Raw genomic sequence first — 23,797 nt, 5'->3', positions numbered from 1 at the left:
GATTAGTAAACAAAACCTCACTGAGCAGGTTTTTTATTGAGCGTCTCTTTAAGCTGGCCAATCAATTCGCGACGGAAATCCCCCAGCCGCGGCTTATCGCCATCGATCCAGGGGAGTGGACGACAAACCTCCATCGCTTTGATGCCCAGGCGTGCCGTAAGCAGACCGGCACCAATCCCCTGCGCCGCCCGGGCAGAGAGACGCGCCGCAAGATCCTGCGACATCCAGTCCATCCCGACCTCCCGCACCAGTTCGCTTGCCCCGGCGAAGGCGATATTCAGCAATACCAGTTTGAACAGGCGCAGCCGACTGTAATAGCCAAGCTCAATGCCATACAGTCTGGCGATGCGGTTGATCAGGCGCAGGTTGCGCCAGGCGATAAAGGCCATGTCCACCATCGCCAGCGGACTGACGGCGATCATCAGGGTAGATTCCGCCGCCGAGCGGCTGATCTCACGACGAGCCTGCGCATCCAGCACCGGCTGAACAATGTGGGCATAGAGCGTGACCACTTCCTGGTCATTCTGGGTTTCGTGGATCGCCGCATACCAGCGCTGAAGCGCCGGGTGAGAGTGATCAATCCCGGCCTGAGCCGCAAGCTTTTCACAAAAAGCACGCCCTTTTCCTGTGCCGTGACTGTGCAGCAGATCCCGCGCTTCATCGCGTTCGTGGGCACGCTGACGCAAACGCCAGAGGCGACGCCACTCGGTGACGACTGAGCCAACGCCCGCACCAACAATCAACGCCCCGGCGGCGCATCCCCCCAGCGCCACCCAGTCCTGCGTTTGCCAGGCATTGACGCCCCACTGCACGCCCTGACCGATTACGCTCACACCAAAAAGGGCTAACCCGGCGGTCACCATCTTGCGCCACAGGCTGCGTTTCGGGCGCAGTGCCGCATCAACAACCGCTTCCGCCTGCCCCCCTTCAACCATCGGTTCGTCTGCCAGCACGGGAGCAAAGTTGTCGGCCTGCGGCCCGCTGAAGGTTTGCGCCGTTTTAAACGCCTCATGCGGGGACTGCTCAAGCTGGCCGGTAAAATCAATGCGTGGTTTTAACGGTTCCGTCATCGCAATTTATCTCCAATTAAAAACTCCAGCGCGGCATCCAGACGGATATGCGGCAATGGCTGGTCAACGTTCATACTCTGCGGACGGAAGGCTTCGAACTGAAAACCCTGGCTTTGCCAGAAAGCCTGGCCCGGCAGACGCGCCGGAACTTCCCCCGGATAGACCGTGAGCGGCGCACCGTCGCTGAGACGGTTGCCCCGCAGGGCCGGAATTTTCTCGCCATTCAGGTCAATCAACCCACTCTGCGTAGCCTGTACGGACGCCAGCCCCAGACAATCCATACTGATCCCTTCGAAGGCCGCATTCTGCCAGGCATCCTGCACCAGCTGTTGCAGCAGGGATACCATGTTGGCGTGCTGATCGACCGTCACATGGTCAGCTTTTGTGGCGGCAAACAGCAGCTTGTCGATGACCGGCGAGAACAAACGGCGAAACAGCGTACGCTGGCCATAATGAAAGCTTTGCATCAGCTGCGTCAGCGCCAGCCGCATATCATTGAACGCCTGCGGCCCGCTGTTGAGCGGTTGCAGGCAGTCCACCAGCACGATCTGGCGGTCAAAGCGTAAAAAGTGATTTTTATAAAAGCCCTTAACCACCTTCTCACAGTAATAATTGTATCGCTCGCGGAGCATACCGGCGTTGGTGGTCTTGTCCGCCTGCGCCAGTTTCGATTCACCGATGCTGTCAACGTCCGGCCACGGGAAAAACTGTAGCGCGGGAGCACCGGCTAAATCACCCGGCAGAACAAAGCGGCCCGGCTGAATAAAATGCAACCCCTCCTGCTTGCACTGATGCAGGTAATCCGTCCAGGCTTCGGCTATGACGGCCAGACGGTTTTCATCCGCCGGTGCCAGCGGATCCAGTCCTTCGCAAAGCTGGCGCCATTTGGTCGACCACTCTGCCCGCTGCCCCTGCAACAGACCGGTCATCTGTCGGGACCAGCTCAGGTAATCCTGCGCCAGCATCGGTAAATCGAGCAGCCATTCTCCCGGGTAATCCACAATTTCGAGATAGAGCGTGGACGTTTCTTTGAAGTGACGCATCAGGGATTCATTCGAGCGGAAACGAAGCGCAAGACGGATTTCGCTCACGCCACGCGTCGGGGTGGGCCAGGCGGGAGGCTCCCCGTATAACTGCGCCAGACCTTCATCATAGGTGAAACGGGGTATGCCAAAATCACGTTGCGGTACGCGTTTCACCCCAAGCAACCGCTCCTCGCGCACTGCGCTAAGCAGTGGCAGGCGCGCCCCTGCATGCAGGTTCAACAGCTGATTGACCATCGCCGTAATGAATGCTGTCTTACCGCTGCGGCTCAGCCCCGTCACGGCAAGACGCAGATGGCGATCAACGCCACGGTTCACCAGAGAATTGAATTCGTTTTTAAGTCGCTTCATCGCCGTCCTTCATTGCCAGGAACCCTGAAAAAAGTCACTTCAGAATACAGTAAATTGGGGCAGATCGTTGATTATCAATTCTTAATTATTGCTATTGCTGTTTTCTCTCCAGTAAGATGGGCGCAATTGCTGTCCGTCTGGAGTGAGTAAGGTGTATGTCACCCACCATCTATGATATTGCCCGCGTTGCTGGCGTTTCGAAATCAACCGTGTCGCGCGTTCTGAATAAACAAACGAATATTTCTCCTGAAGCGCGCGAAAAGGTGTTGAAGGCGATAGAAGAATTAAATTATCAACCGAATAAACTTGCCCGCGCACTCACCTCTTCTGGCTTCGACGCCATTATGGTTATTTCGACCCGCTCAACCAAAACCACCGCAGGCAATCCGTTTTTCTCTGATGTATTACATGCCATTACGGCAAAAGCAGAAGAAGAGGGTTTTGATGTTATTTTACAAACGTCCAAAAGCAGCGAAGATGATCTGCAAAAATGCGTAGGTAAAATAAAGCAGAAGATGATCAAGGGGATCATCATGCTAAGCTCGCCGGCGAACGAGTCTTTTTTCGCGACGCTGGACGAATATGGCGTGCCCGTGGTCGTTATTGGTAAAGTGGAAGGCAATTACCAGAATATCTATTCTGTCGACACGGATAATTTCCGCGACAGCGCCATATTAACCGACTCATTTATCAAACATGGTCGCACTAAAATTGCCTGCCTGCATGCCCCGCTCGATTATCACGTTTCTATCGATCGCCTGGCGGGCTATAAATCGAGCCTTGAGAAGCAGGGTATTGCGATTAACCCGGACTGGGTTATTGATGGCGGGTATACCCATGAAAGCGCGCTTCAGGCGGCCTGTCAGCTACTCTCTTCAGACAACCCGCCCGATGCGGTTTTTGCGACAGACAGTATGAAATTGCTGAGTCTTTATCGTGCCGCGGATGCGCTAAACCTGACGATCCCGGAACAGGTCGCAATGGCAGGATACAGCGACCCAATGCTATCTCTCATTTTAACCCCTGCGCCTGGCGGCTTTGATATCCCCACCAGAAAGCTGGGCGAAGAGAGCTGCGATGTGTTGTTCAGGTGCATAGCGGGTAAACCTGCCCCGCATAAGATATTGGTTGAAACGCATTTTTCAGATGCGGCTTCATTACGCTAAAAACCAGGGGCAAACGCCCCTGGTGAAGTGTTATCAAAACGCGTAATTCACGCCGATACCGGCATAGTGGAAGCGGTCACTTTCCCCTTCGTCATGGTTTTCCCATTCGTAGGCATATTCCAGCGTCATGGATAAACCATTGTTAAAATCATAGGCGTACAGCATACCCAAACGGTTGAAATCATGTCCTTCACGCTCAGGATCGTCTTGCCAGTCCCAGTTTGACCAGCGATCGAGTCCCAGACGGGTATAAGGCGTTAGCGTCGTCTGACCCAATGAAATCGGCAGATAGGCGCGAATTTCCTGAGTGGAGAATTCACCGTTATTACGTGAACCGTCCATATTAAAACCGCGCTCTAAATAGTAATTAACTTTTGCCGAGACCGTTTCGTTAATTGTCCAGGTAAAACCGGTTTCGGTCTCGACGCGGCTGTCAGAATAGCCGGTTTTTTCCAGATCGTTGGCAAACTGATACATGGCAAACCAGCCGCCAAAACGCCAGTCGTCGGTTAGTTTAATATCCCAGTCAGGCTGAACTTTATAGCGCTGCATATTAGCACTACCGTCTTTAGCACCATGCTCATCCTTAAAGTGATAGCCATAATTACGGAAGCCACCGGTCAGGCCGAACGTAAAATCATCGGTGCCGATAAAACGATAGCGTAATTCTACTTCAGGTCGATCGAAATAGGTGCCGCGCGTCATGCTACTGTAATCAACCGGCCCTTCCTGATACATAGCCAGCGAAATGGTCCATGCATCCCATGTGGCATTAAACCACACGGAGGGTTCATATAATCCATCTTTATCGTCGGCCTGACCTTCGACGTTTTCAATTTCATACATGGCGCCAATATTAAATTCCCACTGTTTGGCTGATTCAGTTGCTTGCGCGCAGCTCACCCCTGCGCACAGAACGAGCGCAGCACTTCTTAGTAGAGTACTCATTAAAATATTCCTTTATAATTAACACACAAAAAACCGGAAACTTTCATTTCCGGCGAATACCTTTCTTATCTAATAGCTGTTTCAGTATCAGCATCGAAGAAATGGCACTTATTCATATCGAACTGGATGCCGATATTCTCTCCGGCAACGTAATCATCCGCCGCTCCCGCACGGACAACCAGTTCATGCCCACCCACGGAGGCATAAAGCATAAATTCAGCCCCGGTCAGCTCAGCAACGCTGATCTTCGCCGTGATGTTTTCACCGCTTCGCTGTACGGTGAGAATGTCTTCCGGACGGATCCCAAAGACAACCGCTTTACGCTGGTAACCTTGCGCATTCAGCACGGCCAGCTTGTCCTCCGGGATCTCCAGATGCAGAGTTTCCGTCACAAAGTAGCGGTCGTCGATTGCGCCACGAATGAAGTTCATCGCCGGTGAGCCAATAAACCCTGCAACGAACATATTCGCCGGCTCGTTGTAGACCTGCTTCGGCGCGCCCACCTGCTGAATGATGCCGTCCTTTAAAATCACGATGCGGGTCGCCATCGTCATGGCTTCCGTCTGATCGTGCGTCACGTAAATCATGGTGGTATTAAGCTTCTGGTGCAGCTTGCTGATTTCAGCGCGCATCTGCACGCGAAGTTTGGCATCGAGGTTGGATAAAGGCTCATCCATCAGGAAGACCCCCGCTTCGCGCACTATCGCCCTGCCTAACGCCACGCGCTGGCGCTGACCGCCGGACAACGCGCCAGGTTTACGCTGGAGATAGTCGCGCAAGCCCAGGATCTGTGCCGCCCAGGTAACGCGTTCTTCAATGACGGAGGGCGCAATTTTTTGCATTTTCAGGCCAAACGCCATGTTGTCGTAGACTGTCATATGCGGATAGAGCGCATAGTTCTGGAAGACCATCGCGATATCACGGGACTTGGCGGGAACATCATTCATGCAAACCCCGTCAATAATCAGTTCACCCGCGCTGATCTCCTCAAGGCCGGCAATCATTCGCAGCGTCGTGGATTTCCCACAGCCCGATGGACCGACGAAGACAATAAATTCTTTGTCTTCAATTTCGAGGTTGAAATCCTTCACCACGTGGACCTGGTTATCATAGATTTTCTGAATGTGTTTCAGAGACAGTTGAGCCATTATTAATTCCTTATCAATACGCCCGGGATGCCCAGAACGCCGTCAGGCGTTCCCAGGTCAGTTCCTGCGTTGAATGAAGTTGTAATCCCGCATGGTTCAGGCCAGGCCCAATCCCCACCGACAGCATTCCTGCGGCGTTAATCGCATCTACTCCTGCGGCGGCATCTTCGATACCAATGGCCTCTTCAGGACGCACGTTCAGTCCTTTACAGGCCGCAAGGAAGATTTCCGGGTCCGGCTTTGAGCGGCAAATGCGCGAAGCATCGGCGCAAAAATCGAAAGCCTGATGAATACCCAACGCGTGCAAAATCCCAGGAGCATTAAGCGATACGGATGCCAGTCCAATTTTGACCTTCGCGGCGCGAATATCCGCCAGCACGTCGCGAATACCCGGCAGCAGCGAATCCTGCGTCAGTGATGCCAGCGACTGGACGTAAAGCGCGTTTTTTTTCGTCGCCAGCGCCAGGCGCTGCTCGTCACTGAACATCCCCTCTTTCCCGCCATGTTTCAGAATGCGCTGGAGGGAGTCCATACGGCTTATTCCCTTCAGCTGTTCGTTAAATACTTCATCGAAGGTGATACCAATCTCCTCCGCCACGGCGCGCCAGGCCAGAAAGTGAAGATGAGCGGTATCGGTGATGACCCCGTCCAGATCGAATACAACAGCGTTAAGCGTCATGGCGCCCCTCCGTGGTAGCGGTCCCATTAACAGATGCAAGAAAGTCCTTACGCTCACAAACCTTTCGCCCTGATACGTGCAGCGTTTTACCCCACAGCGTCAACGTGACAGGTGCGGTGGTTTCGATGGTTAACTGGCCATCTTCACAGGTAATATGCATTGTTGCGTCCCGCCACCGCAGCGGAAAGGCGAGTTTCTGCCAGTGAGCAGGCAGCTTCGGCGCAAGATGCAGCTCCCCTTCGCTAATGTGCAGGCCAGCAAAACCCTGAATGGCGCCCAACCAGATCGCACCGGTGGCGGCGGCATGAATACCATCATCGCTGCTGTGCGGGTCGTCTCCCAGGTCAATGGCGATACCATCGCGCCAGAAGGCATACGCCCCCTCGGTGTCACCGCAGCGTGCGAGCACAATGCCGTGAATGGCTTTACTCAGGGATGAATCATGGATCGTGCGTGGCTCGTAGAACGCCAGATTGGCGGCACATTGCTGCGGCGTAAACCGTTCCGGCAGCAGGTAGTTAAGCATCACCACGTCGGCCTGCTTCAGGATCTGCATCTCGTTCACTTCCGCGCGAGAGTAATCAAGCAGAATGGTTTGCTTACCCGCTTTGGCTTTATAGCGGCTCAGATCGATGGCAGGTTTTGCCATGAAGGTATCATCCTGCGGGATCACACCCTCTGCGTCGGCCTCTGGCAGCCACAGGCGCGCCAGAAACGTCCCGGCATTCTCCGTAAAACGCGCATCTTCACGCCCAAACATCGCCATAAACTGACGCGCGCAGGCAACGTTGTGCCAGGCCAGATAGTTGGTGTAGGCGTTGTTGTTGACATGCTCGGTGTATTCATCCGGTCCGATTACGTCATGGATCTCAAGACGACCATTAATTTCCGTCGCGCGTCCCATCCAGAACGAAGCGGTTTCCATCAGCAGCGTCAGGCCCTCATTGCGCATAAAGGCATCGTCGTGTGTTGCCTGCCAGTAAGCGACAACGGCACAGGCAATATCTGCCACGATGTGATGTTCAGCGAGTGCGGAGGCGACCTTCTGGCGAACCCCGGTGCGGATGTTAATGGCCGCGAATTCTGGCGTCTCTTCCTGTCCGCTGGCGGCGCTTTCCCACGGGAACAACGCGCCCGGCCAACCGTTACGGCGTGCTTTTTCACGCGCGCCCGAAAGATTGAGCCAGCGATAGCGCAGCAGACTGCGGGCAATCTGTGGACGGGTAAACAGATGGAACGGCAGCAGGAAAATTTCGGTATCCCAGAAGACGTGTCCCTTATACCCCTCACCCGTCAGCCCTTTAGCCGCAATACTGCTTCGCTCATCATGAGCAGGCGTCATTGTCGTCAGATGCCAGACGGCGTAATCCAGCGCCAGCTGATCCTGCTGTTCTGCACAAGTCACTTCCACCCGAGCATCACGCCAGACCGCTTCCCAGGCGTACGCTGAGCTCTCAAGCAACGTATCGTAGCCTCTTGCCGCGCAGACTTTGAGATCGGCCAGCGCGTTGCGGGCGAAAGACTCCTGCGAGAGCGATTTATCGCAGCGATGCGTCAGCCAGACAATTTTTTCAAGCGTGACAGTGTCACCTTGCAAGATAGTCAGAGAATGATGAACGCTGAGGCGACGATTTTTGGCAGTGAAACAGCTATCGCTCTTAGCGGAGAGCTGACAAAACGCCGAAACAACAACTTCAGACGCCCGGTCCTGCGTTTCATACACACCTTGCATGTAGTGCTGGTCAAAGACCCTTACCGAGATTTCATCCAGATGCTGCCTGCCGCTGTTCGTTTGTGTCGCATCTATGCCGGTTTTCAGCACGGCCTGAGCGGCGCCATCAAGCGGTGTGATCGAGAGCTGCATTGCCACTAAGGGCAACTGGTCCAGCGAAACAAAACGACGGCTTTCCAGGCGATAGCGTTTTCCGTCCGGCGAACGCCAGACAACGTTACGATGCAGTTCGCCGTTAGCAAAGGCCAGCTCGCGTTGCCACTCAAGAATTTCGCCTGAAAGGAGCGTGAAATTGACGCCGTTCAGCTCAACTTCAATCCCGGTGACATCCGGCAGATTGATCAGCTCAGTGGTTTCATTGCGTCCCGCGCGATGATACAACCCCGCGAGGTACATGCCTCTGGTCTGCTGGGTGTAATCTTCTTCATGCGTGGCGCGAATGCCCATGTAGCCATTGCCGCAGGCCATAATGGACGCGTACTTATTCAGGCTATGCGGGCAAAAGCCCGGATCGGTTAATACAGACTGGTTCAGCATAACGTCACGCTTTCCCCTGTTTCCGCGGCTTCATATAACGCCGCGACTAATTGCTGGATCACCAGCCCCTGCTCCGCATCGGCAATCATGACCGGCTCGCCCATTACGTGGCGAACAAACGCGTCCATACTGCGCAGATGTCTCCGATCGTCAGCTTCTTCACGCTGGGTCAGCGTCTGCAAAACACCGGCTTCGTCGTTATAAATGTGTGCCGGGAACAGCGTTGCACCCGCCTTCTCACCGCAGAAAGAGACGTTCATGATCGACTGCTCGCGGATATTAAGCGCAAAAGAGGTGTCCAGACGCAGAATGCCACCGTTGCAGAACTCAATCGTGCCAAACAGGGCATCTTCCACGGTAAACTGCGCAGGATCCCATTCGCCAAACTGGCCGGTGTGTTTCCGGTTCCCCAGTCTCTGGAAGCTGTGCGCGGTTACCCGCTTCACGGCCGGGAAGCCGAGCACATACATCGCGGCATCCAGCATATGAATGCCGATATCGATCAGCGGCCCGCCGCCCTGAAGCGATTTATTGGTGAACACGCCCCACCCCGGCACACCGCAACGACGCAGCGCCTGCGCGGAGGTGAAGTAAATTTCACCGAGCGTTCCGTTCATAACCGCATCGCGCAGGAGCTGGGTATCCAGGGCAAAGCGATGGTGAAAATCGTACGCGAGGACTTTTCCAGCCTTGCGCGCCGCGAGACGCATCTCATCCGCCTGGTGCGGCGTCATCGCCGGCGGCTTTTCACACATCACATGACAGCCTGCTTCGAGAGCCGCCATCACATGTTCAAAATGGAACCGGTTAGGCGAACAGACGCTCACCACATCCGGTTTTACTTCCTGCAACATCTCGTGAGCGTCCTGCCATGCCGATGGAATAGCATAACGTTCCGCGAACGCCTGTGCCTGCTCAAGGCGGCTGTCCATGACAGCCACCATTTGAACATCACTGCGCGTGGCGTAATACGAGGCATGCACTTTGTCTGCAACCTGCCCGGCGCCAATGATGGCGACGCGCAGAGGCAAAGGTGTAGAAGCACTCATCACGCTCGTCATCCTTAGCATTCACGCAAGTAAGTGAGAGAGTCCTTATAGGCCTGAGCCGGATCGTCGGCACGCGCCCGGCACTCGTACACGACGTAACCCTGATAGTTATCGGCACGCAGCTGATCGAACAGGCTGGCGAAATCGAGGCTGCCGCTGCCCGGCTGATAGCGGTGGTTATCAGCAATGTGCACATGACCCAGCAGGTCGCGGTTGTGATGCAGCGCTTCCGTCAGGGAGTCTTCTTCAATATTCATGTGGTAGAAATCACCGATGATCTGCACGTGCTTCAGGCCGTTCTCTTCGATATAACGACGCGCATCGGCCAGGGTGTTGATCATATGATCCTGATAGCGGTTCAGCGGCTCCAGGTAGACGGTAGTACCGGTGCGCGCTGCCACCTCATCCAGCCAGCGCAGGGAAGCGCTGACCGCTTTGCGATCGCCGTCCAGGCTACGTGGCGAAGTCATTGGCGGCAGACGGAAGGTAAACATCCCCCACGCAGCCGGAACGATAATCCCCTTGCCGCCCACTTCTGCCAGCGCTTCCAGAATGCGTTCAATCTGCTGTAGACCGTTCAGGCGGCGTTCTTCGATAAAATCCCCGATCCAGCCATCGTATCCGCCACAGGCCGTCGTGACCGGCAGGCCGGTGGCTTTGATAGCCGCTTTTACTTCGTCGAGGTTTTCCACCAGCAGCCGGCCATCAATTTCGTAGCCATCAAATCCCATCGCTTTGATGTATTCGAATTTTTCCATGATAGCGGGCGGGAAAAAGGCCTGGTTTTGTGTTGCGATTTTCATGATTGCTGTCCTTAGCTTAAAAAGTGACGCCCATTTTGATACTGAGTTCCGGGTGCTGATCGACATACTTCATATAGCTTTCCGGGCTGGTGGTGAAGGTGACGACCGGGTCGATCAGATCTTCGCAATTGAGATAACCGTTCATCAGCAATTCCCAGCAGGTCTCTTCAATACGCTTGCGGCTCCAGCGCGGATAATCCGGGTTGGGTTCACTGCATGCGCGGGAGAAGACAATTTTGGCGTTGTTGAAGTGTGCCTCGCGACCGAGGTTGAAGCCCGCCGCAAACGGCTTGGCGAAGGCCACGTAGGAGATTGTTCCACCGTAGGCGAGACCGCGCAGCGCAGATTGCAGCGCATCTGCAAATCCGCTGGTTTCGATGATCACATCCGCGCCCTGCTTGCCGGTCAGTTTCTTAATTTCCAGACCGACATCGGTACCGATTGGGTTCAGGCAGTGGTCTGCACCGTGACGGCGGGCGATCTCACAGCGATGTTCGATAGGATCGACACCAATAACCACTGACGCGCCGGCTTTTTTCGCCAGCTGAATCGCAATCTGACCAATCGCGCCCAGCCCCACAACCACGACGAAATCCCCTACGCGGACGTTAGCATCACGCACGCCGCTCATGGCGAACTGCGCCGGATCGTAACAAACGGCATTTTTCCAGGATGCGCCCTGCGGCATTTTGCGCAGCTTATAGTTGTTCACCGCGTTAACAATGACCGTTTCCTGCAACGGGCCGTAGCAGCAGACGCTGTCGCCGATCTGGTATTCCGTCACGTCCGCACCACATTCGATGATGTCGCCGACGATCATGTTCCCCAGCTGGAATTTACCAAATTCGATGCCGCGCGCTGCACCTTCTTCACGCGGGGTAAACATCTGCCACTCAGCGTTGAACTCTTCATCGATGAACGGGCTTGCCGCGCGGAAATCCACGACTTCAGTACCGTGTTTCGGGGCGCCATAACGGGCACGAATCTTCACCTCGTGTGCTGCAACAGGACGATCTTCGTATTCCACCAGCGCCGCTACACGAGGCGCTGTCGCAACTAATTTTTTCATGACTGACTCCTTGTTAAAATCGGCCGCCTCAGCCCTTCACGCCGCCGGCGGTCAAACCACTTTTAATGAAACGTTCAGACAGGGCATACATAATGACGACCGGAAGTGCCGTTACCAGCGATGCAGCCATCATGCGACCCCAGATGTAATCTGGCGTACTGAAGAGCGTGTTCAGCCCGACCGGCAACGTGAAGTTGCTGGCGCTGGACAGGAAAATGGAGGCGAACAGATAGTCATTCCACGCCACCATGAAGCAGTAGACAAAGACCGACACCAGACCCGAGATCGCCAGCGGCACGGTGATGCGGAAGATGATTTGCAGGCGGTTCAGGCCGTCCATCATCGCGGCTTCTTCGATTTCGTCCGGGATGGTGTCGAAATAGCTGCGCAGCATAAAGACCGCGGTAGGCAACGTCTGCGTCACCATGGTGATGATCAGCGCCAGTTCGGTGTCATAAATGCCGAGCGCGGTGATGATTTTGAACAGCGGCACCACCAGCAGGATCCCGGAGAACATATAGACGGTGTAGAAGCTCGCATTGATCGTCGTGCGCCCTTTAAAGCGCAGTTTGGATAACGCATACGCGCCCAGCGTGCCGAGAAACACCGCAATGACCGAGGAGGTCAGCGACACCACCATGCTGTTACGAAAGTAATCCACAAACGGGAAAATCAGCGGGTTAAAGATGTCGATGTAGTGCTGTAGCGTCCACTCCTGCGGCAGAATAGTCGGGTGCAGCGAGATCGCCTCTTTCGCGCTTTTGAACGACGTCATCAACATCACAAAAAATGGAAACAGCGTGATAATCAGAAATAGCGCCAGTCCCAGATAAAAACCGATACGGCCCAGAACGCGTTTATTTGTTGCCATTGAGGTTTACCCTTTTTCTGGTCAGCAGAATGACAGCGAAGATGATCACAAACAGCACAACGGAAATGGCGGCTGCTTTACCCAGGTCATTGAACGCAAAGGCGGTTTTGTAGAGATATACGCCCAGAATGTCGACCTTGGTGGTGAGCAGATACACATCCGCAAACATGTAGAACATCCAGATAGTTCGCAGCGTGACGACCGTGGCCAGCACCGGCATGATGGCGGGCAACGTCACGATACGAAAACGCTGCCAGGCATTCGCTCCGTCCATCTCTGCCGCTTCGTACAACGATTTATCAATGGTCTGCAAAATCGCGAGGAACGAGATAAAGGCGTACGGGAAGTAACGCCAGATGGCGAACAGCACAACCAGGACAAAACTGCTGCCAGGATTATCGAACCACAGCGGCGCCTGATCGTAGAGATGCAGCAGATCAACGCCCAGGTAGTTCACAATCCCGTAGCCGTTGTTGAACATGTATTTCCAGGCAAATACCAGTGAAATAGACGGCGTCACGTAGGACAGGATCACCAGTGAACGAGCCGTTTTCCGCATGCGGAATTCACGGTTAAAGAAGATCGCTACGGCCAGTCCCAGCCCGGTGCTGCCGAGCACGACCAGCGCCGTATACCAGAACGTCATCCACAGGGAGTGCCAGAACGCAGCATCGCCCAGAATGCGAATGTAGTTATCCAGGCCGACGAACACCGCATCAATACGCGGGTTCAGCGGTAAACGTAAAAAACTGATTTCAATGTTGGAAATCATTGGCCAGGCCACCAGGCACCCCAGCAAAATCAGGCTGGGGGCCAACAGCAGCATGGCGAAAGGCATATCTGAACGACCAGAAAACAACGTCTTCATAATTCCCTTCGCAAAGCGCTCCTATCGTTGTGATATCAGGTCAGTCAGTTTCTTCTGGCTGTTGCTTAACGTCGCACTGAGATCTTTTTGTCCCACCGTCACGTTATGCACCATGGAACTGATAATGCCGGAGCCGGTAACGTCTCCCATGCGGGTAAAGTTTTTGTCGCCTACGGCGCCAAATACCTGGACGTTCGGGAACTGCGCAATCAGCTCGTAAGGCAGTTGGCCAAAGGCTTTGATCACGTCGTTGTTTTTCCAGCTATCAGTGCCCACCACGAGTTTGTTCACCGGCAGCGCCGCGCCAGGGGACATCATCACCCAGTCAGACGCGTTTTGAGCCTGCTCCATCCAGGTCACAAACTTTTCTGCCGCCTGCGTTTCCTCTTCGGTCTGGCCGGTCGTGATCGTCAACGAGGTGATCATGCCGTACACGGCTGATGATTTTTCCGTCGGGACCACGAACCCCAGGTTGGCCGGATTGCCATCTTTGTAGACCGCGGGCAGGATATAGGTGGAGTAAACGGCCATAGGCGCAGAGCCGTTCATGAAGGCGTCTTTGATCTCCATGACATCATTGGAGCCCGGCATGGTGTTCGCGGCCAGTGCCCGATAAAACGCCAGCGCTTTCGACATTTCAGGGGTATCGATTTTCACGTTGCCGTTTGCATCAAAGACGTTGGCTCCGCCTGACAACGCAAACTGCGAGAAGGCCTGCTCCGTCATGACGCTTTCTGCGGTTGGAAGCGCGATACCGTAATGTTTTTTCGCCGGTTCGTTGAGCGCCTGACTGGCTTTCAGCAGTTGCTCCCAGTTGTGCGGTTCTTCGATTCCCGCTGCCGCGAGCGCATCTTTGTGATACCAGACGCCGGACAGCCACGCGCTAACCGGCACCCCCGTCCATGCCTTGCCGTCTTCGGTGCGAACAACGCGTAAAATACCGTCGTAAAAGGTATCTTCACCGACGGCTTTAATCGCGTTGCCGATCGCGTCACGGTCCAGCAGTTGCTCTTTATCCATGACTTTGGCGTAGTCATGGCTGACTTCAATCACTTCCGGCAGCGCGCCGGTACGGGCCAACGTAATGACCTTGGTGTTATAGGCATCTTCCTCAACGGGGACCTGTTTCACCGTAATAGTCGGGTTTTCTTTCTCGAATTTTTCGATCAGTTTCGTAATAACTGCCTGACGCTCCTGTTCTACCGACGAGTGCATAAACTCAATGGTGACCTGAGATGCTTTATCGTCCTTACAGCCTGATAACAGGGCGCACGAAACCAGTGCTGATAACAGCACAATTTTGGGCATTTTCATTTTAGGGTCCTTTTTAGTTTTCTTTAATCCACATTACCTGCCATGGATTGAGGGTCAGTTCCGTACCGCTAATATCTTGTCCTGAGAGTAATTCCCTACCAAAGAGCGTTTGTCCATAAACGGTCTGCATTTTATTGCTAAAATTAAATAATGCTGTCATTCGCTCGCCATTTTCAGCAACACGAACAATTTTAAGAATATGTTCACCGATTGCGTCAAAAATAGCCTGACTATCCGGATGGAACGCACGCTCGCCGCGACGAATAGCAATAAGCTCACTCAAACGAGAATAAATCTGATAACGTATACTCTTATTATTATTAAGCTCCCGATCAACCTGACCTGCGGTGTATTTCTTCCTGTTTATCGCGCGATTATATCCGAGACGTTCGACACCTTCATAATCGTTACGCGAACCAAGAATGCTTTGAATATATACAGCCGGTACGCCAGGAAAACTTAATAACACAGCATGCGCCAGGATGAACCGCGCAATGCGCTCATCATCTGAGCTGTCTCGCAAACTCAACGCATCAAGATAGGTGACATTAATTTCATAGGGGCTTCGCGTTCCGTCAGGATTATTTTTCCAGTTGACCAGCGCGCCTTCCTGCTGAAGCTTTTCGACCAGCGAAAGGATCTCTGATTCCGGAAGGATGCCGCGTAACGGGTTCAATCCGATACCATCATGTGAAGCCAGGAAATTAAACCAGGTGGTGTAAGTTGAAGGCAGCGCCAGCGAGCCCGCCCACCGGCACAGGGCTTTGACATCCTGACGATGAACGGCGTGCAGCACCAGCGGTGGTAAGGAAAACTGATAGACCATCTGGGCTTCATTTTCACCATCACCGAAGTAAGAGATATTGTCTTTGTGGGGAACATTTGTCTCAGTGATGATCACCGTGCCAGGCGCCACGGCGTCCGTAATGGCGCGGAACAGCTGGATAAGGCAATGGGTTTGTTCCAGATGGATACAGGTGGTTCCCGGGATCTTCCACATAAACCCGACCGCATCCAGACGGATATAACGCGCCCCTTCCATGAGGTAATGGAGCAGAACGTCAACCATGGCAATCAGCACCTGCGGCGAGGCGAAGTTGAGATCGATCTGGTCATCGCTGAATGTGGTCCACAGATGACGAACGCTGCCATCATTAAGCGTGAACGGCGTCAGCAGCGGTAATGCGCGGGGACGCGTCACCGCCGATAAATCGGTTTCGGGATCGACAGAAATAAAGAAATCTTCGTAGCCCGGCTTCTGCGCCAGATAATTAGCAAACCATTCGCTTTTCGCTGACATATGGTTGCAAACGAAGTCAAACATTAAGCTGGCAGACTGTTTTAATTCCGCGACATCTCGCCAGGTTCCGGTTTCAGGTGCAACTTCGTGATAATCAATAACGGAAAATCCATCATCCGACGACCACGGATAAAACGGTAACAGATGGACATGAGAAAACGTGCGAGAAAGCCATTCATTATAGAAACGGATAAATACCGGCAACGCTTTCTCCCCTTTCGCGGAGAACTGATCGGCATAGGTAATCAGCACAACGTCTTTTTCATCCCAGCCTGACTTACGCTTTTCCGTAATATTAACCGCCGCCTTTTCAAGCTTGGTTAATAACACGTTAAGGTGTGCATCTGAAAATGATTCACCGTAAATATGATTGATAAGTTTTTTAATTTTTGCGTTCACATTATTTTCCATGGTAGCGGTCCCACGGATTGGCAATCTACTCCCATGAAAAATATCTGTCAACGGACCCGGGGGCAGAAAGCAGCAATCTCAGCGCAGCGCAACGCATTATTGTGAGCTGCCGCAAAGAAAGCAGAAAAGGAGAAGAAACGCAGAAGGGAAAGTCATGCCCCTTCTCTGGGCGAGAAAGGGCTTATGCGGGAGGAACTAGCGTGACAGGTAGCGCCGGGAAACGCGTTTTGCCAACTTCTGTAACAGCGGCTCCAGAGCGACCGCCAGCAACATTCTGACCGGCTTGCGGGCAACAGACTTGATCGCCCAACCCGCCACACCGGCCGGGCCATAACGTAACGCCGTCATCAGAACCAGTTTACCTGCGATTTTCAGGCCGGGTTTTACCTTTTGACCGGCCTGTTGCCAGTTTTGTTTCATGTAAGTTCTCTCTTAAAGCTGACGAAAACGACTTCTCAGCGTAAAGGTATCGGAGGTGACATAACGTTCCATCTCGCGCAATCGCTTCTCCCCTGCGCTCAGCTGTTCATCCACCGCGTTCAGGAGATCGCTGCTGGTTGGCGTGTTCTCCGCATCCAGCTCACCTTCCGGCATAGGATCGAGTACAAACGACAGAATGATGTATGCCACAAGCGTAATAAAGGCCAGGCCGAAGAAAATCGACAATACGGTGACCACACGCACCAGTTTTACCGGAACATCCAGATAGTGCGCCAGCCCGGCGCAAACGCCCCGAACCATGCCCTGCTGTGGGATCCGCCACAGTTTTTTATTCAGATTCAGTCCAGCCATTACCGTTCCCTCCAGTTCGGGTGTTCCGCGTCCAGGATCGCTTCCAGCGCCTGAATACGTTCGCGCATTTTATTTGCCTCGGCAGAGAGCTGCGCCAGCCGCTGTTGTTCACTCTGCGACAGCTCACCGCGTGAAGAGCGGTTGCTGTAGTGCAGCCATAACCAGATGGGCAGAAAAAACAGCACGAAAATGGTCAGGGGTATAGCCAGAAAAAGCGCGCTCATGTGTACTCCTTGTCTTACGATGCGGCACGCTCAGGTGCCGCAGGAATTATTATTGGTTGTCTTGTTTCATTTTGGCTTTCAGCGCAGCCAGTTGCTCGCTAATTTCATCATCGGCTTTCAGGTCAGCAAACTGCTGATCGAGGGTTTTCTGCTTACCGATGCTGTGGCTCTCGGCTTCCGCTTCCATGTGGTCGATACGACGTTCAAACGATTCGAAACGGGCCATCGCTTCATCCAGCTTGCCGCTGTCCAGCTGGCGACGCACGTCGCGGGACGAGCTTGCAGCCTGGTGGCGCAGCGCCAGCGCCTGTTGACGTGCACGGGTTTCGCTGAGTTTGTTTTCAAGCTCACCAATCTCTTTCTTCATACGCCCCAGAGTATCATCCACCAGCGTCACTTCGTGTTCCAGCGTGGCAACCATGTCGGTCAGCTTCTGCTTCTCAATCAGCGCAGCGCGAGCCAGATCTTCTTTATCTTTACGCAGCGCCAGTTCCGCTTTTTCCTGCCATTCGTTAAGCTGGGCAGTTGCCTGCTCGATACGACGCGTTAACTGCTTTTTCTCTGCCAGCGCGCGGGCGGAGGTGGAGCGTACTTCAACCAGCGTGTCTTCCATCTCCTGAATCATCAGGCGCACCAACTTCTGCGGATCTTCCGCTTTCTCCAGCAGCGAGTTGATGTTGGCGTTCACGATGTCGGCAAAACGAGAAAAAATACCCATAATTCAATCCTCATAGTTCTGTTATCGGGCGATGCCCTGCTGAGTAGTTAATACAAATCCCATGCCAACTTTTTATCTTATTGATTTTACTGAGTGTGATTGATATTTATCCAGCCAGCGGCTATTCTCACCTGGTGAATATCACTAAGGAGTGGTTAATTTCATCATGGCTGAATATAAAGATAATTTGCTTGGCGAGGCCAACAGCTTCCTGGAAGTGCTTGAACAGGTATCGCGCCTCGCGCCGCTGAATAAACCGGTGCTGATTATCGGTGAGCGCGGAACGGGTAAAGAACTTATCGCTAACCGCCTGCACTTTCTGTCTGGCCGCTGGGACGGCCCTTTTATTTCGCTTAACTGCGCGGCGCTGAATGAAAACCTGCTCGACACCGAGCTGTTTGGTCATGAAGCTGGCGCCTTCACCGGCGCACAAAAACGCCATCCCGGACGCTTTGAGCGCGCCGATGGCGGAACGCTCTTTCTCGACGAGCTGGCGACCGCGCCGATGCTGGTGCAGGAAAAGCTGCTGCGCGTCATTGAGTACGGTGAACTGGAACGCGTTGGCGGCAGTCAGCCGCTCCAGGTCAACGTTCGCCTGGTGTGCGCCACCAACGCCGACCTGCCCGCGATGGTGGCTGAGGACAAATTCCGCGCTGACCTGCTGGACAGGCTGGCTTTCGATGTTGTACAGCTGCCGCCGCTGCGGGAGCGGCGCAGCGATATCATGCTGCTGGCCGATCAGTTTGCCATTCAGATGTGCCGGGAACTGGGTCTGCCTCTCTTTCCGGGCTTCAGTGAACGGGCCACCGGGACCCTGCTCGGTTACCACTGGCCGGGCAATATTCGTGAACTGAAAAACGTGGTGGAACGGTCCGTTTACCGGCATGGCAGCAGCGAGACCGAACTGGACAACATTATTCTCGATCCGTTTCGGCGCGAGGATAAACAGCTCCCTGCTCCGGCGACGCGCCAGCAGGCTCCGGCGTTGCCGCTCGATTTACGCCAGTTCCAGCATCAGCAGGAGCAACAGCTGCTTGAGCAGAGCCTGAAAGAGGCGAAATATAATCAGAAACGGGCGGCTGAACTGCTGGGCCTGACCTACCATCAGTTAAGGGCATTGCTCAAAAAACATCAAATGCGCTGACATTATCAGCACTTACCCCCAGACATTTTTACGAAGCAGGCGTAAGTGCGATACACTTTGCAGATCGAATCTAAAAACCTTAAAAACTATGCGCCTGGTTTTATCGTCCCTGTTTGCACTCGGTTTGTTCAGCAATCTGGCCTTTGCTGCGCCCGATCGCGCTGTGCCTCCTGATATCCGTGATAGTGGTTTCGTCTACTGCGTCAGCGGTCAAGTTGATATTTTTAATCCGCAAAAAGCGGGGAGCGGCCTGATTGTCGATACGCTGGCCGCACAGCTCTACGATCGCCTGCTCGACGTCGATCCTTATACCTATCGGCTGGTTCCGGAGCTTGCTGAAAGTTGGGAAGTGCTTGATAACGGCGCCACATACCGCTTTCGTCTACGCGATGATGTCGCATTTCAGCACACCCCGTGGTTTACCCCAACTCGTAAGCTCAACGCGGATGACGTGGTTTTCACCTTCCAGCGCATATTCAATCGCAATCATCCGTGGCATAACGTTAATGGCGGGAACTTCCCCTATTTCGACAGTCTGCAATTCGCGGACTCGGTCAAAAGCGTTCGCAAACTGGATAACCGTACGGTTGAGTTTCGTCTGAATCGCCCGGATGCCTCCTTCCTCTGGCATCTGGCGACGCACTACGCCTCGGTCATGTCAGCCGAATACGCGGATCAGCTGACGAAAAAGGATCGTCAGGAACGTCTCGATCGTGAGCCTGTAGGCACCGGTCCGTTCCAGTTAGCAGAGTACCGCGCCGGACAATACATTCGCCTGCAACGCCACGATCGTTTCTGGCGCGGCAAGCCGCTGATGCCGCAGGTTATTGTTGATCTGGGTTCAGGTGGAACAGGCCGACTCTCCAAACTGCTGACCGGCGAGTGCGATGTGCTTGCCTGGCCTGCGGCCAGCCAGTTGACCATTTTGCGCGACGACCCACGCCTGCGCCTGACCCTGCGCCCGGGCATGAACATCGCTTATCTGGCGTTTAACACCGATAAGCCGCCGCTGAATAATCCGGCCGTGCGCCATGCGCTGGCGTTAGCGATCAACAACCAGCGTCTGATGCAGTCGATTTACTACGGTACCGCGGAAACCGCCGCCTCTATTCTTCCGCGCGCCTCCTGGGCCTATGACGGCGAGGCGAAGATTACGGAATATAATCCGGCGAAAGCGCGCGAACAGCTTAAAGCGCTGGGGGCAGAAAACCTGACGCTACAGCTGTGGGTGCCCACCAGCTCTCAGGCGTGGAACCCCAGCCCGCTGAAAACGGCTGAGCTGTTGCAGGCTGATATGGCGCAGGTGGGCGTTAAGGTGATCATCGTGCCTGTCGAAGGCCGTTTCCAGGAGGCGCGTCTGATGGACATGAATCACGACTTAACGCTGGCTGGCTGGTCCACCGACAGTAACGACCCGGACAGCTTCTTCCGTCCGCTGCTGAGCTGTGCGGCAATCAACTCCCAGACCAACTACGCCCACTGGTGTAACCGGGAATTTGATGCCGTGCTGCAAAAAGCGCTGGCGTCTCAACAGCTTGCCTCACGCATTGAGGCCTACGATGAAGCGCAAAATATTCTGGCCAGAGAACTTCCCGTGTTGCCGCTTGCCTCTTCCCTGCGCCTCCAGGCCTACCGTTACGATATTAAAGGGCTGGTACTCAGCCCGTTTGGTAACGCCTCCTTCGCGGGCGTGACCCGTGAGAAAGAACAAGAGGTGAAGAAACCATGATTATATTTACCTTGCGTCGGCTGCTGTTACTGCTGGTGACCCTGTTCTTCCTGACCTTTGTCGGCTTTAGCCTGAGCTACTTTACGCCGCACGCCCCGCTTCAGGGCTCATCTCTCTGGGACGCCTGGCTGTTCTGGTTTAATGGCCTGCTGCACTGGGATTTTGGCGTGTCCAGCATCAACGGACAGCTCATCTCCGAACAGCTGAAAGTGGTTTTCCCGGCCACCATGGAGCTGTGTATACTCGCCTTTGGCTTTGCCCTCATGGTGGGGATCCCGGTGGGAATGCTGGCGGGAATTTATCGTAATAAATGGCAGGATAAATTTATTAGTGCGCTTGCCTTAATTGGCTTTTCCATCCCTGTTTTCTGGCTGGCGCTGCTGCTTACCCTATTCTTCTCACTGACGTTAGGCTGGCTGCCGGTATCTGGCCGTTTTGACCTGCTGTATAACGTGCAAACGGTGAGCGGCTTCGCCATCGTTGACGCCTGGCTTTCTGATTCAGTCTGGCGCGACGAGATGATCGTGAGCGCGCTGCGCCACATGGTGCTGCCGGTGCTCACGCTGGCCGTCGCGCCGACGACCGAAGTGATCCGCCTGATGCGCATCAGCACTATTGAAGTCTTCGATCAAAACTATGTGAAGGCCGCCGCCACGCGCGGACTGTCTCGCCTGACGATTCTACGTCGCCATGTGCTGCACAATGCGTTGCCACCCGTTATCCCACGTCTTGGGCTGCAATTCTCAACCATGCTGACGCTGGCGATGATCACCGAGATGGTTTTCAGCTGGCCGGGCCTTGGGCGCTGGATGATCAACGCCATTCGCCAGCAGGATTACGCGGCGATCTCCGCCGGCGTGATGGTGATTGGCTCGCTGGTCATTATTGTTAACGTTATTTCCGATATTTTGGGTGCCATGGCCAACCCATTGAAGCATAAGGAATGGTATGCCTTACGATAACGTCTACAGCGAAAAGCGCACGCCCGGTGCGCTACGTACCGTGTGGCGTAATTTTTACGGCGACACCACGGCGATGATCGGCTTTTACGGCTGCATTGGCCTCGTGTTGCTGTGCGTTTTGGGTTCGTGGTTTGCACCGTATGGCATCGATCAGCAGTTCCTTGGCTATCAGCTTTTACCGCCGTCGTGGTCGCGCTACGGGGAGGTTTCGTTCTTCCTGGGGACTGACGATCTCGGACGCGACGTGCTAAGTCGTTTGCTGAGCGGCGCCGCACCGACGGTAGGCGGCGCGTTCGTGGTCACCCTGGCTGCCGCAATCTGCGGCCTGGCGCTGGGCATTTTTGCCGGCTCAACCCACGGGCTGCGGTCGGCCGTGCTTAACCATATTCTTGATACCCTGCTCTCTATTCCTTCGCTGCTGCTGGCGATTATCGTCGTGGCCTTCGCGGGGCCGCACCTCACCCATGCGATGTTCGCCGTCTGGCTGGCCATTCTGCCGCGCATGGTGCGCTCGGTTTACAGCCTGGTTCACGACGAGCTGGAGAAAGAGTATGTCGTTGCCGCCCGCCTGGATGGCGCCACCACGTTTAATATTTTGTGGTTTGCCGTGCTGCCTAACATTGCCGCCGGGCTGGTGACGGAGATCACCCGCGCCCTGTCGATGGCGATTCTGGATATCGCAGCGCTGGGCTTCCTGGACCTTGGCGCGCAGCTCCCCTCCCCGGAATGGGGCGCCATGCTCGGCGATGCGCTGGAGCTGATTTACGTTGCGCCGTGGACGGTCATGCTGCCGGGCGCGGCCATCATGGTGAGCGTGCTGCTCGTTAACCTGCTGGGCGACGGGATCCGCCGCGCAATCAATGCGGGGGTGCAATAATGCCGTTACTCGATATCCGCAACCTCACGATCGAAATTAAAACGGGCGAAGGCTGGGTCAAGGCCGTGGATCGCATCAGTATTACGCTTGCAGAGGGCGAAATCCGCGGGCTGGTGGGCGAATCGGGTTCAGGGAAAAGTCTGATCGCCAAGGCCATTTGCGGCGTGGCGAAGGACAACTGGCGGGTGACCGCCGATCGTATGCGCTTCGACGACATCGATCTGTTGCGTCTCTCCCCGCGCGAACGCCGTAAACTGGTGGGCCATAACGTCTCGATGATTTTCCAGGAGCCGCAATCCTGTCTCGATCCGTCCGAGCGCGTCGGGAAACAGCTGATGCAGAACATCCCCGGGTGGACCTATAAAGGCCGCTGGTGGCAGCGTTTCGGCTGGCGTAAACGCCGTGCCATTGAGCTGTTGCACCGTGTCGGGATCAAAGACCATAAAGACGCGATGCGCAGTTTCCCCTACGAACTGACCGACGGTGAATGCCAGAAAGTGATGATTGCCATCGCCCTGGCGAATCAGCCGCGTCTGCTGATTGCGGACGAACCAACGAACGCGATGGAGCCAACCACCCAGGCCCAGATTTTCCGCCTGCTCACGCGTCTGAACCAGAATAACAACACCACCATTTTGTTGATCAGCCACGACCTGCAAATGCTGAGCAAGTGGGCGGATAAAATTGATGTAATGTATTGCGGCCAGACGGTAGAAACCGCGCCAAGCGAAGACCTGGTGACGACGCCGCATCATCCCTACACGCAGGCGCTGATCAGGGCGATCCCGGATTTTGGCAGCGCGATGCCGCACAAAAGCCGGCTGAATACGCTGCCTGGCGCGATACCGCTGCTGGAATCGCTGCCCATTGGCTGCCGTCTGGGTCCGCGTTGCCCGTATGCTCAGCGCAAATGCATCGAAACACCGCGCCTGACAGGGCCGAAAAATCATCTGTTTGCCTGTCATTTCCCGCTGAACATGGAGAGAGAGTGA

23 protein-coding genes are annotated in these 23,797 nt (G+C 54.6%); 6 read left to right on the top strand and 17 right to left on the bottom strand.

Features of this window, described 5'->3' with window-relative positions:
• Nucleotides 1-17 precede the first annotated feature (17 nt).
• Nucleotides 18-1,070 (bottom strand): YcjF family protein, encoded by a 1,053-nt coding sequence (locus O1722_RS10625; protein WP_033486871.1) that lies wholly within the window; start codon nucleotides 1,068-1,070, stop codon nucleotides 18-20.
• Complete coding sequence (locus O1722_RS10620) at nucleotides 1,067-2,464, bottom strand: YcjX family GTP-binding protein (RefSeq protein WP_023296695.1); 1,398 nt, start codon at nucleotides 2,462-2,464, stop codon at nucleotides 1,067-1,069. Before O1722_RS10620 ends, O1722_RS10625 begins: the two co-directional genes overlap by 4 nt.
• A gap of 155 nt (nucleotides 2,465-2,619) precedes the next feature.
• On the opposite strand from O1722_RS10620, the gene O1722_RS10615 reads away from it, so the two are divergent.
• Nucleotides 2,620-3,630 carry a LacI family DNA-binding transcriptional regulator gene (locus O1722_RS10615; RefSeq protein WP_023296696.1) on the top strand — a complete coding sequence of 337 codons (1,011 nt, stop codon included), beginning with the start codon at nucleotides 2,620-2,622 and terminating at the stop codon, nucleotides 3,628-3,630.
• 33 nt (nucleotides 3,631-3,663) lie between these two features.
• Here O1722_RS10615 and O1722_RS10610 read toward each other — a convergent pair whose 3' ends face one another.
• From O1722_RS10610 to pspA, 15 genes are all read right to left on the bottom strand, one after another.
• A complete protein-coding gene (locus tag O1722_RS10610; RefSeq protein WP_023303821.1) occupies nucleotides 3,664-4,578 on the bottom strand; it encodes an OmpG family monomeric porin in 915 nt (304 codons plus the stop codon).
• Nucleotides 4,579-4,643: 65 nt separating this feature from the next.
• Nucleotides 4,644-5,726 carry an ABC transporter ATP-binding protein gene (locus O1722_RS10605; RefSeq protein ID WP_058686507.1) on the bottom strand — a complete coding sequence of 361 codons (1,083 nt, stop codon included), beginning with the start codon at nucleotides 5,724-5,726 and terminating at the stop codon, nucleotides 4,644-4,646.
• A 13-nt stretch (nucleotides 5,727-5,739) separates the two neighbouring features.
• Entirely contained in the window at nucleotides 5,740-6,405 is a 666-nt protein-coding gene (gene pgmB / locus O1722_RS10600) for a beta-phosphoglucomutase (RefSeq protein ID WP_022648295.1), read from the bottom strand.
• A complete protein-coding gene (locus tag O1722_RS10595) occupies nucleotides 6,395-8,674 on the bottom strand; it encodes a glycoside hydrolase family 65 protein (protein ID WP_033486870.1) in 2,280 nt (759 codons plus the stop codon). The genes pgmB and O1722_RS10595 overlap by 11 nt, the downstream gene beginning before the upstream one ends.
• The gene (gene ycjS, locus O1722_RS10590) at nucleotides 8,668-9,726 is read right to left on the bottom strand and encodes a D-glucoside 3-dehydrogenase (protein WP_094058377.1); all 1,059 of its coding nucleotides are present in this window, start codon (nucleotides 9,724-9,726) and stop codon (nucleotides 8,668-8,670) included. Before ycjS ends, O1722_RS10595 begins: the two co-directional genes overlap by 7 nt.
• Nucleotides 9,727-9,737: 11 nt before the next feature.
• A complete protein-coding gene (gene ycjR / locus O1722_RS10585; protein WP_033486869.1) occupies nucleotides 9,738-10,526 on the bottom strand; it encodes a 3-dehydro-D-guloside 4-epimerase in 789 nt (262 codons plus the stop codon).
• A 16-nt stretch (nucleotides 10,527-10,542) separates the two neighbouring features.
• Nucleotides 10,543-11,595 carry a D-guloside 3-dehydrogenase gene (gene ycjQ / locus O1722_RS10580; protein ID WP_015570403.1) on the bottom strand — a complete coding sequence of 351 codons (1,053 nt, stop codon included), beginning with the start codon at nucleotides 11,593-11,595 and terminating at the stop codon, nucleotides 10,543-10,545.
• A gap of 28 nt (nucleotides 11,596-11,623) precedes the next feature.
• A complete protein-coding gene (locus tag O1722_RS10575) occupies nucleotides 11,624-12,466 on the bottom strand; it encodes a carbohydrate ABC transporter permease (RefSeq protein ID WP_015570402.1) in 843 nt (280 codons plus the stop codon).
• A complete protein-coding gene (locus O1722_RS10570; protein WP_033486867.1) occupies nucleotides 12,453-13,334 on the bottom strand; it encodes a carbohydrate ABC transporter permease in 882 nt (293 codons plus the stop codon). Before O1722_RS10570 ends, O1722_RS10575 begins: the two co-directional genes overlap by 14 nt.
• 21 nt (nucleotides 13,335-13,355) lie before the next feature.
• Complete coding sequence (locus tag O1722_RS10565; RefSeq protein ID WP_033486866.1) at nucleotides 13,356-14,648, bottom strand: ABC transporter substrate-binding protein; 1,293 nt, start codon at nucleotides 14,646-14,648, stop codon at nucleotides 13,356-13,358.
• A 13-nt stretch (nucleotides 14,649-14,661) separates the two neighbouring features.
• Nucleotides 14,662-16,359, bottom strand: a complete 1,698-nt coding sequence (locus tag O1722_RS10560) for a sugar phosphorylase (RefSeq protein WP_033486865.1) — start codon at nucleotides 16,357-16,359, stop codon at nucleotides 14,662-14,664.
• 195 nt (nucleotides 16,360-16,554) lie between these two features.
• On the bottom strand, nucleotides 16,555-16,779 hold the full coding sequence (gene pspD, locus O1722_RS10555) for a phage shock protein PspD (RefSeq protein WP_033486864.1): 225 nt from the start codon (nucleotides 16,777-16,779) through the stop codon (nucleotides 16,555-16,557).
• A gap of 12 nt (nucleotides 16,780-16,791) precedes the next feature.
• Nucleotides 16,792-17,151 carry an envelope stress response membrane protein PspC gene (gene pspC, locus O1722_RS10550; protein ID WP_006810819.1) on the bottom strand — a complete coding sequence of 120 codons (360 nt, stop codon included), beginning with the start codon at nucleotides 17,149-17,151 and terminating at the stop codon, nucleotides 16,792-16,794.
• Nucleotides 17,151-17,375 carry an envelope stress response membrane protein PspB gene (gene pspB, locus O1722_RS10545; RefSeq protein ID WP_033486863.1) on the bottom strand — a complete coding sequence of 75 codons (225 nt, stop codon included), beginning with the start codon at nucleotides 17,373-17,375 and terminating at the stop codon, nucleotides 17,151-17,153. The genes pspC and pspB overlap by 1 nt, the downstream gene beginning before the upstream one ends.
• Nucleotides 17,376-17,424: 49 nt before the next feature.
• Nucleotides 17,425-18,093 (bottom strand): phage shock protein PspA, encoded by a 669-nt coding sequence (gene pspA, locus O1722_RS10540; protein WP_033486862.1) that lies wholly within the window; start codon nucleotides 18,091-18,093, stop codon nucleotides 17,425-17,427.
• Nucleotides 18,094-18,244: 151 nt separating this feature from the next.
• Between pspA and pspF the strand changes: the two genes are divergently transcribed.
• From pspF to sapD, 5 genes are all read left to right on the top strand, one after another.
• Nucleotides 18,245-19,237 carry a phage shock protein operon transcriptional activator gene (gene pspF, locus O1722_RS10535; RefSeq protein ID WP_163358567.1) on the top strand — a complete coding sequence of 331 codons (993 nt, stop codon included), beginning with the start codon at nucleotides 18,245-18,247 and terminating at the stop codon, nucleotides 19,235-19,237.
• Nucleotides 19,238-19,325: 88 nt separating this feature from the next.
• Nucleotides 19,326-20,966 carry an ABC transporter substrate-binding protein SapA gene (sapA, locus tag O1722_RS10530; RefSeq protein WP_017383082.1) on the top strand — a complete coding sequence of 547 codons (1,641 nt, stop codon included), beginning with the start codon at nucleotides 19,326-19,328 and terminating at the stop codon, nucleotides 20,964-20,966.
• A complete protein-coding gene (gene sapB / locus O1722_RS10525) occupies nucleotides 20,963-21,928 on the top strand; it encodes a putrescine export ABC transporter permease SapB (RefSeq protein ID WP_033486861.1) in 966 nt (321 codons plus the stop codon). The genes sapA and sapB overlap by 4 nt, the downstream gene beginning before the upstream one ends.
• Nucleotides 21,915-22,805: a putrescine export ABC transporter permease SapC gene (sapC, locus tag O1722_RS10520; RefSeq protein WP_003856843.1), complete on the top strand. Its 891-nt coding sequence runs from the start codon at nucleotides 21,915-21,917 to the stop codon at nucleotides 22,803-22,805. The genes sapB and sapC overlap by 14 nt, the downstream gene beginning before the upstream one ends.
• The gene (gene sapD, locus O1722_RS10515; protein WP_003856840.1) at nucleotides 22,805-23,797 is read left to right on the top strand and encodes a putrescine export ABC transporter ATP-binding protein SapD; all 993 of its coding nucleotides are present in this window, start codon (nucleotides 22,805-22,807) and stop codon (nucleotides 23,795-23,797) included. The genes sapC and sapD overlap by 1 nt, the downstream gene beginning before the upstream one ends.

It is taken from the genome of Enterobacter cloacae complex sp. HYC003_NIDB (genome assembly GCF_056673375.1).
This window is presented reverse-complemented; position numbering and strand designations above follow the sequence as displayed.

What these genes read in the sequence shown, in the direction of transcription:
- O1722_RS10625 (WP_033486871.1), bottom strand. Translation starts at nt 1,070, where the DNA reads ATGACGGAACCGTTAAAACCACGCATTGATTTTACCGGCCAGCTTGAG.
- O1722_RS10620 (WP_023296695.1), bottom strand. Translation starts at nt 2,464, where the DNA reads ATGAAGCGACTTAAAAACGAATTCAATTCTCTGGTGAACCGTGGCGTT.
- O1722_RS10615 (WP_023296696.1), top strand. Translation starts at nt 2,620, where the DNA reads ATGTCACCCACCATCTATGATATTGCCCGCGTTGCTGGCGTTTCGAAA.
- O1722_RS10610 (WP_023303821.1), bottom strand. Translation starts at nt 4,578, where the DNA reads ATGAGTACTCTACTAAGAAGTGCTGCGCTCGTTCTGTGCGCAGGGGTG.
- O1722_RS10605 (WP_058686507.1), bottom strand. Translation starts at nt 5,726, where the DNA reads ATGGCTCAACTGTCTCTGAAACACATTCAGAAAATCTATGATAACCAG.
- pgmB (WP_022648295.1), bottom strand. Translation starts at nt 6,405, where the DNA reads ATGACGCTTAACGCTGTTGTATTCGATCTGGACGGGGTCATCACCGAT.
- O1722_RS10595 (WP_033486870.1), bottom strand. Translation starts at nt 8,674, where the DNA reads ATGCTGAACCAGTCTGTATTAACCGATCCGGGCTTTTGCCCGCATAGC.
- ycjR (WP_033486869.1), bottom strand. Translation starts at nt 10,526, where the DNA reads ATGAAAATCGCAACACAAAACCAGGCCTTTTTCCCGCCCGCTATCATG.
- ycjQ (WP_015570403.1), bottom strand. Translation starts at nt 11,595, where the DNA reads ATGAAAAAATTAGTTGCGACAGCGCCTCGTGTAGCGGCGCTGGTGGAA.
- O1722_RS10575 (WP_015570402.1), bottom strand. Translation starts at nt 12,466, where the DNA reads ATGGCAACAAATAAACGCGTTCTGGGCCGTATCGGTTTTTATCTGGGA.
- O1722_RS10570 (WP_033486867.1), bottom strand. Translation starts at nt 13,334, where the DNA reads ATGAAGACGTTGTTTTCTGGTCGTTCAGATATGCCTTTCGCCATGCTG.
- O1722_RS10565 (WP_033486866.1), bottom strand. Translation starts at nt 14,648, where the DNA reads ATGAAAATGCCCAAAATTGTGCTGTTATCAGCACTGGTTTCGTGCGCC.
- O1722_RS10560 (WP_033486865.1), bottom strand. Translation starts at nt 16,359, where the DNA reads ATGGAAAATAATGTGAACGCAAAAATTAAAAAACTTATCAATCATATT.
- pspD (WP_033486864.1), bottom strand. Translation starts at nt 16,779, where the DNA reads ATGAAACAAAACTGGCAACAGGCCGGTCAAAAGGTAAAACCCGGCCTG.
- pspC (WP_006810819.1), bottom strand. Translation starts at nt 17,151, where the DNA reads ATGGCTGGACTGAATCTGAATAAAAAACTGTGGCGGATCCCACAGCAG.
- pspB (WP_033486863.1), bottom strand. Translation starts at nt 17,375, where the DNA reads ATGAGCGCGCTTTTTCTGGCTATACCCCTGACCATTTTCGTGCTGTTT.
- pspA (WP_033486862.1), bottom strand. Translation starts at nt 18,093, where the DNA reads ATGGGTATTTTTTCTCGTTTTGCCGACATCGTGAACGCCAACATCAAC.
- sapA (WP_017383082.1), top strand. Translation starts at nt 19,326, where the DNA reads ATGCGCCTGGTTTTATCGTCCCTGTTTGCACTCGGTTTGTTCAGCAAT.
- sapB (WP_033486861.1), top strand. Translation starts at nt 20,963, where the DNA reads ATGATTATATTTACCTTGCGTCGGCTGCTGTTACTGCTGGTGACCCTG.
- sapC (WP_003856843.1), top strand. Translation starts at nt 21,915, where the DNA reads ATGCCTTACGATAACGTCTACAGCGAAAAGCGCACGCCCGGTGCGCTA.
- sapD (WP_003856840.1), top strand. Translation starts at nt 22,805, where the DNA reads ATGCCGTTACTCGATATCCGCAACCTCACGATCGAAATTAAAACGGGC.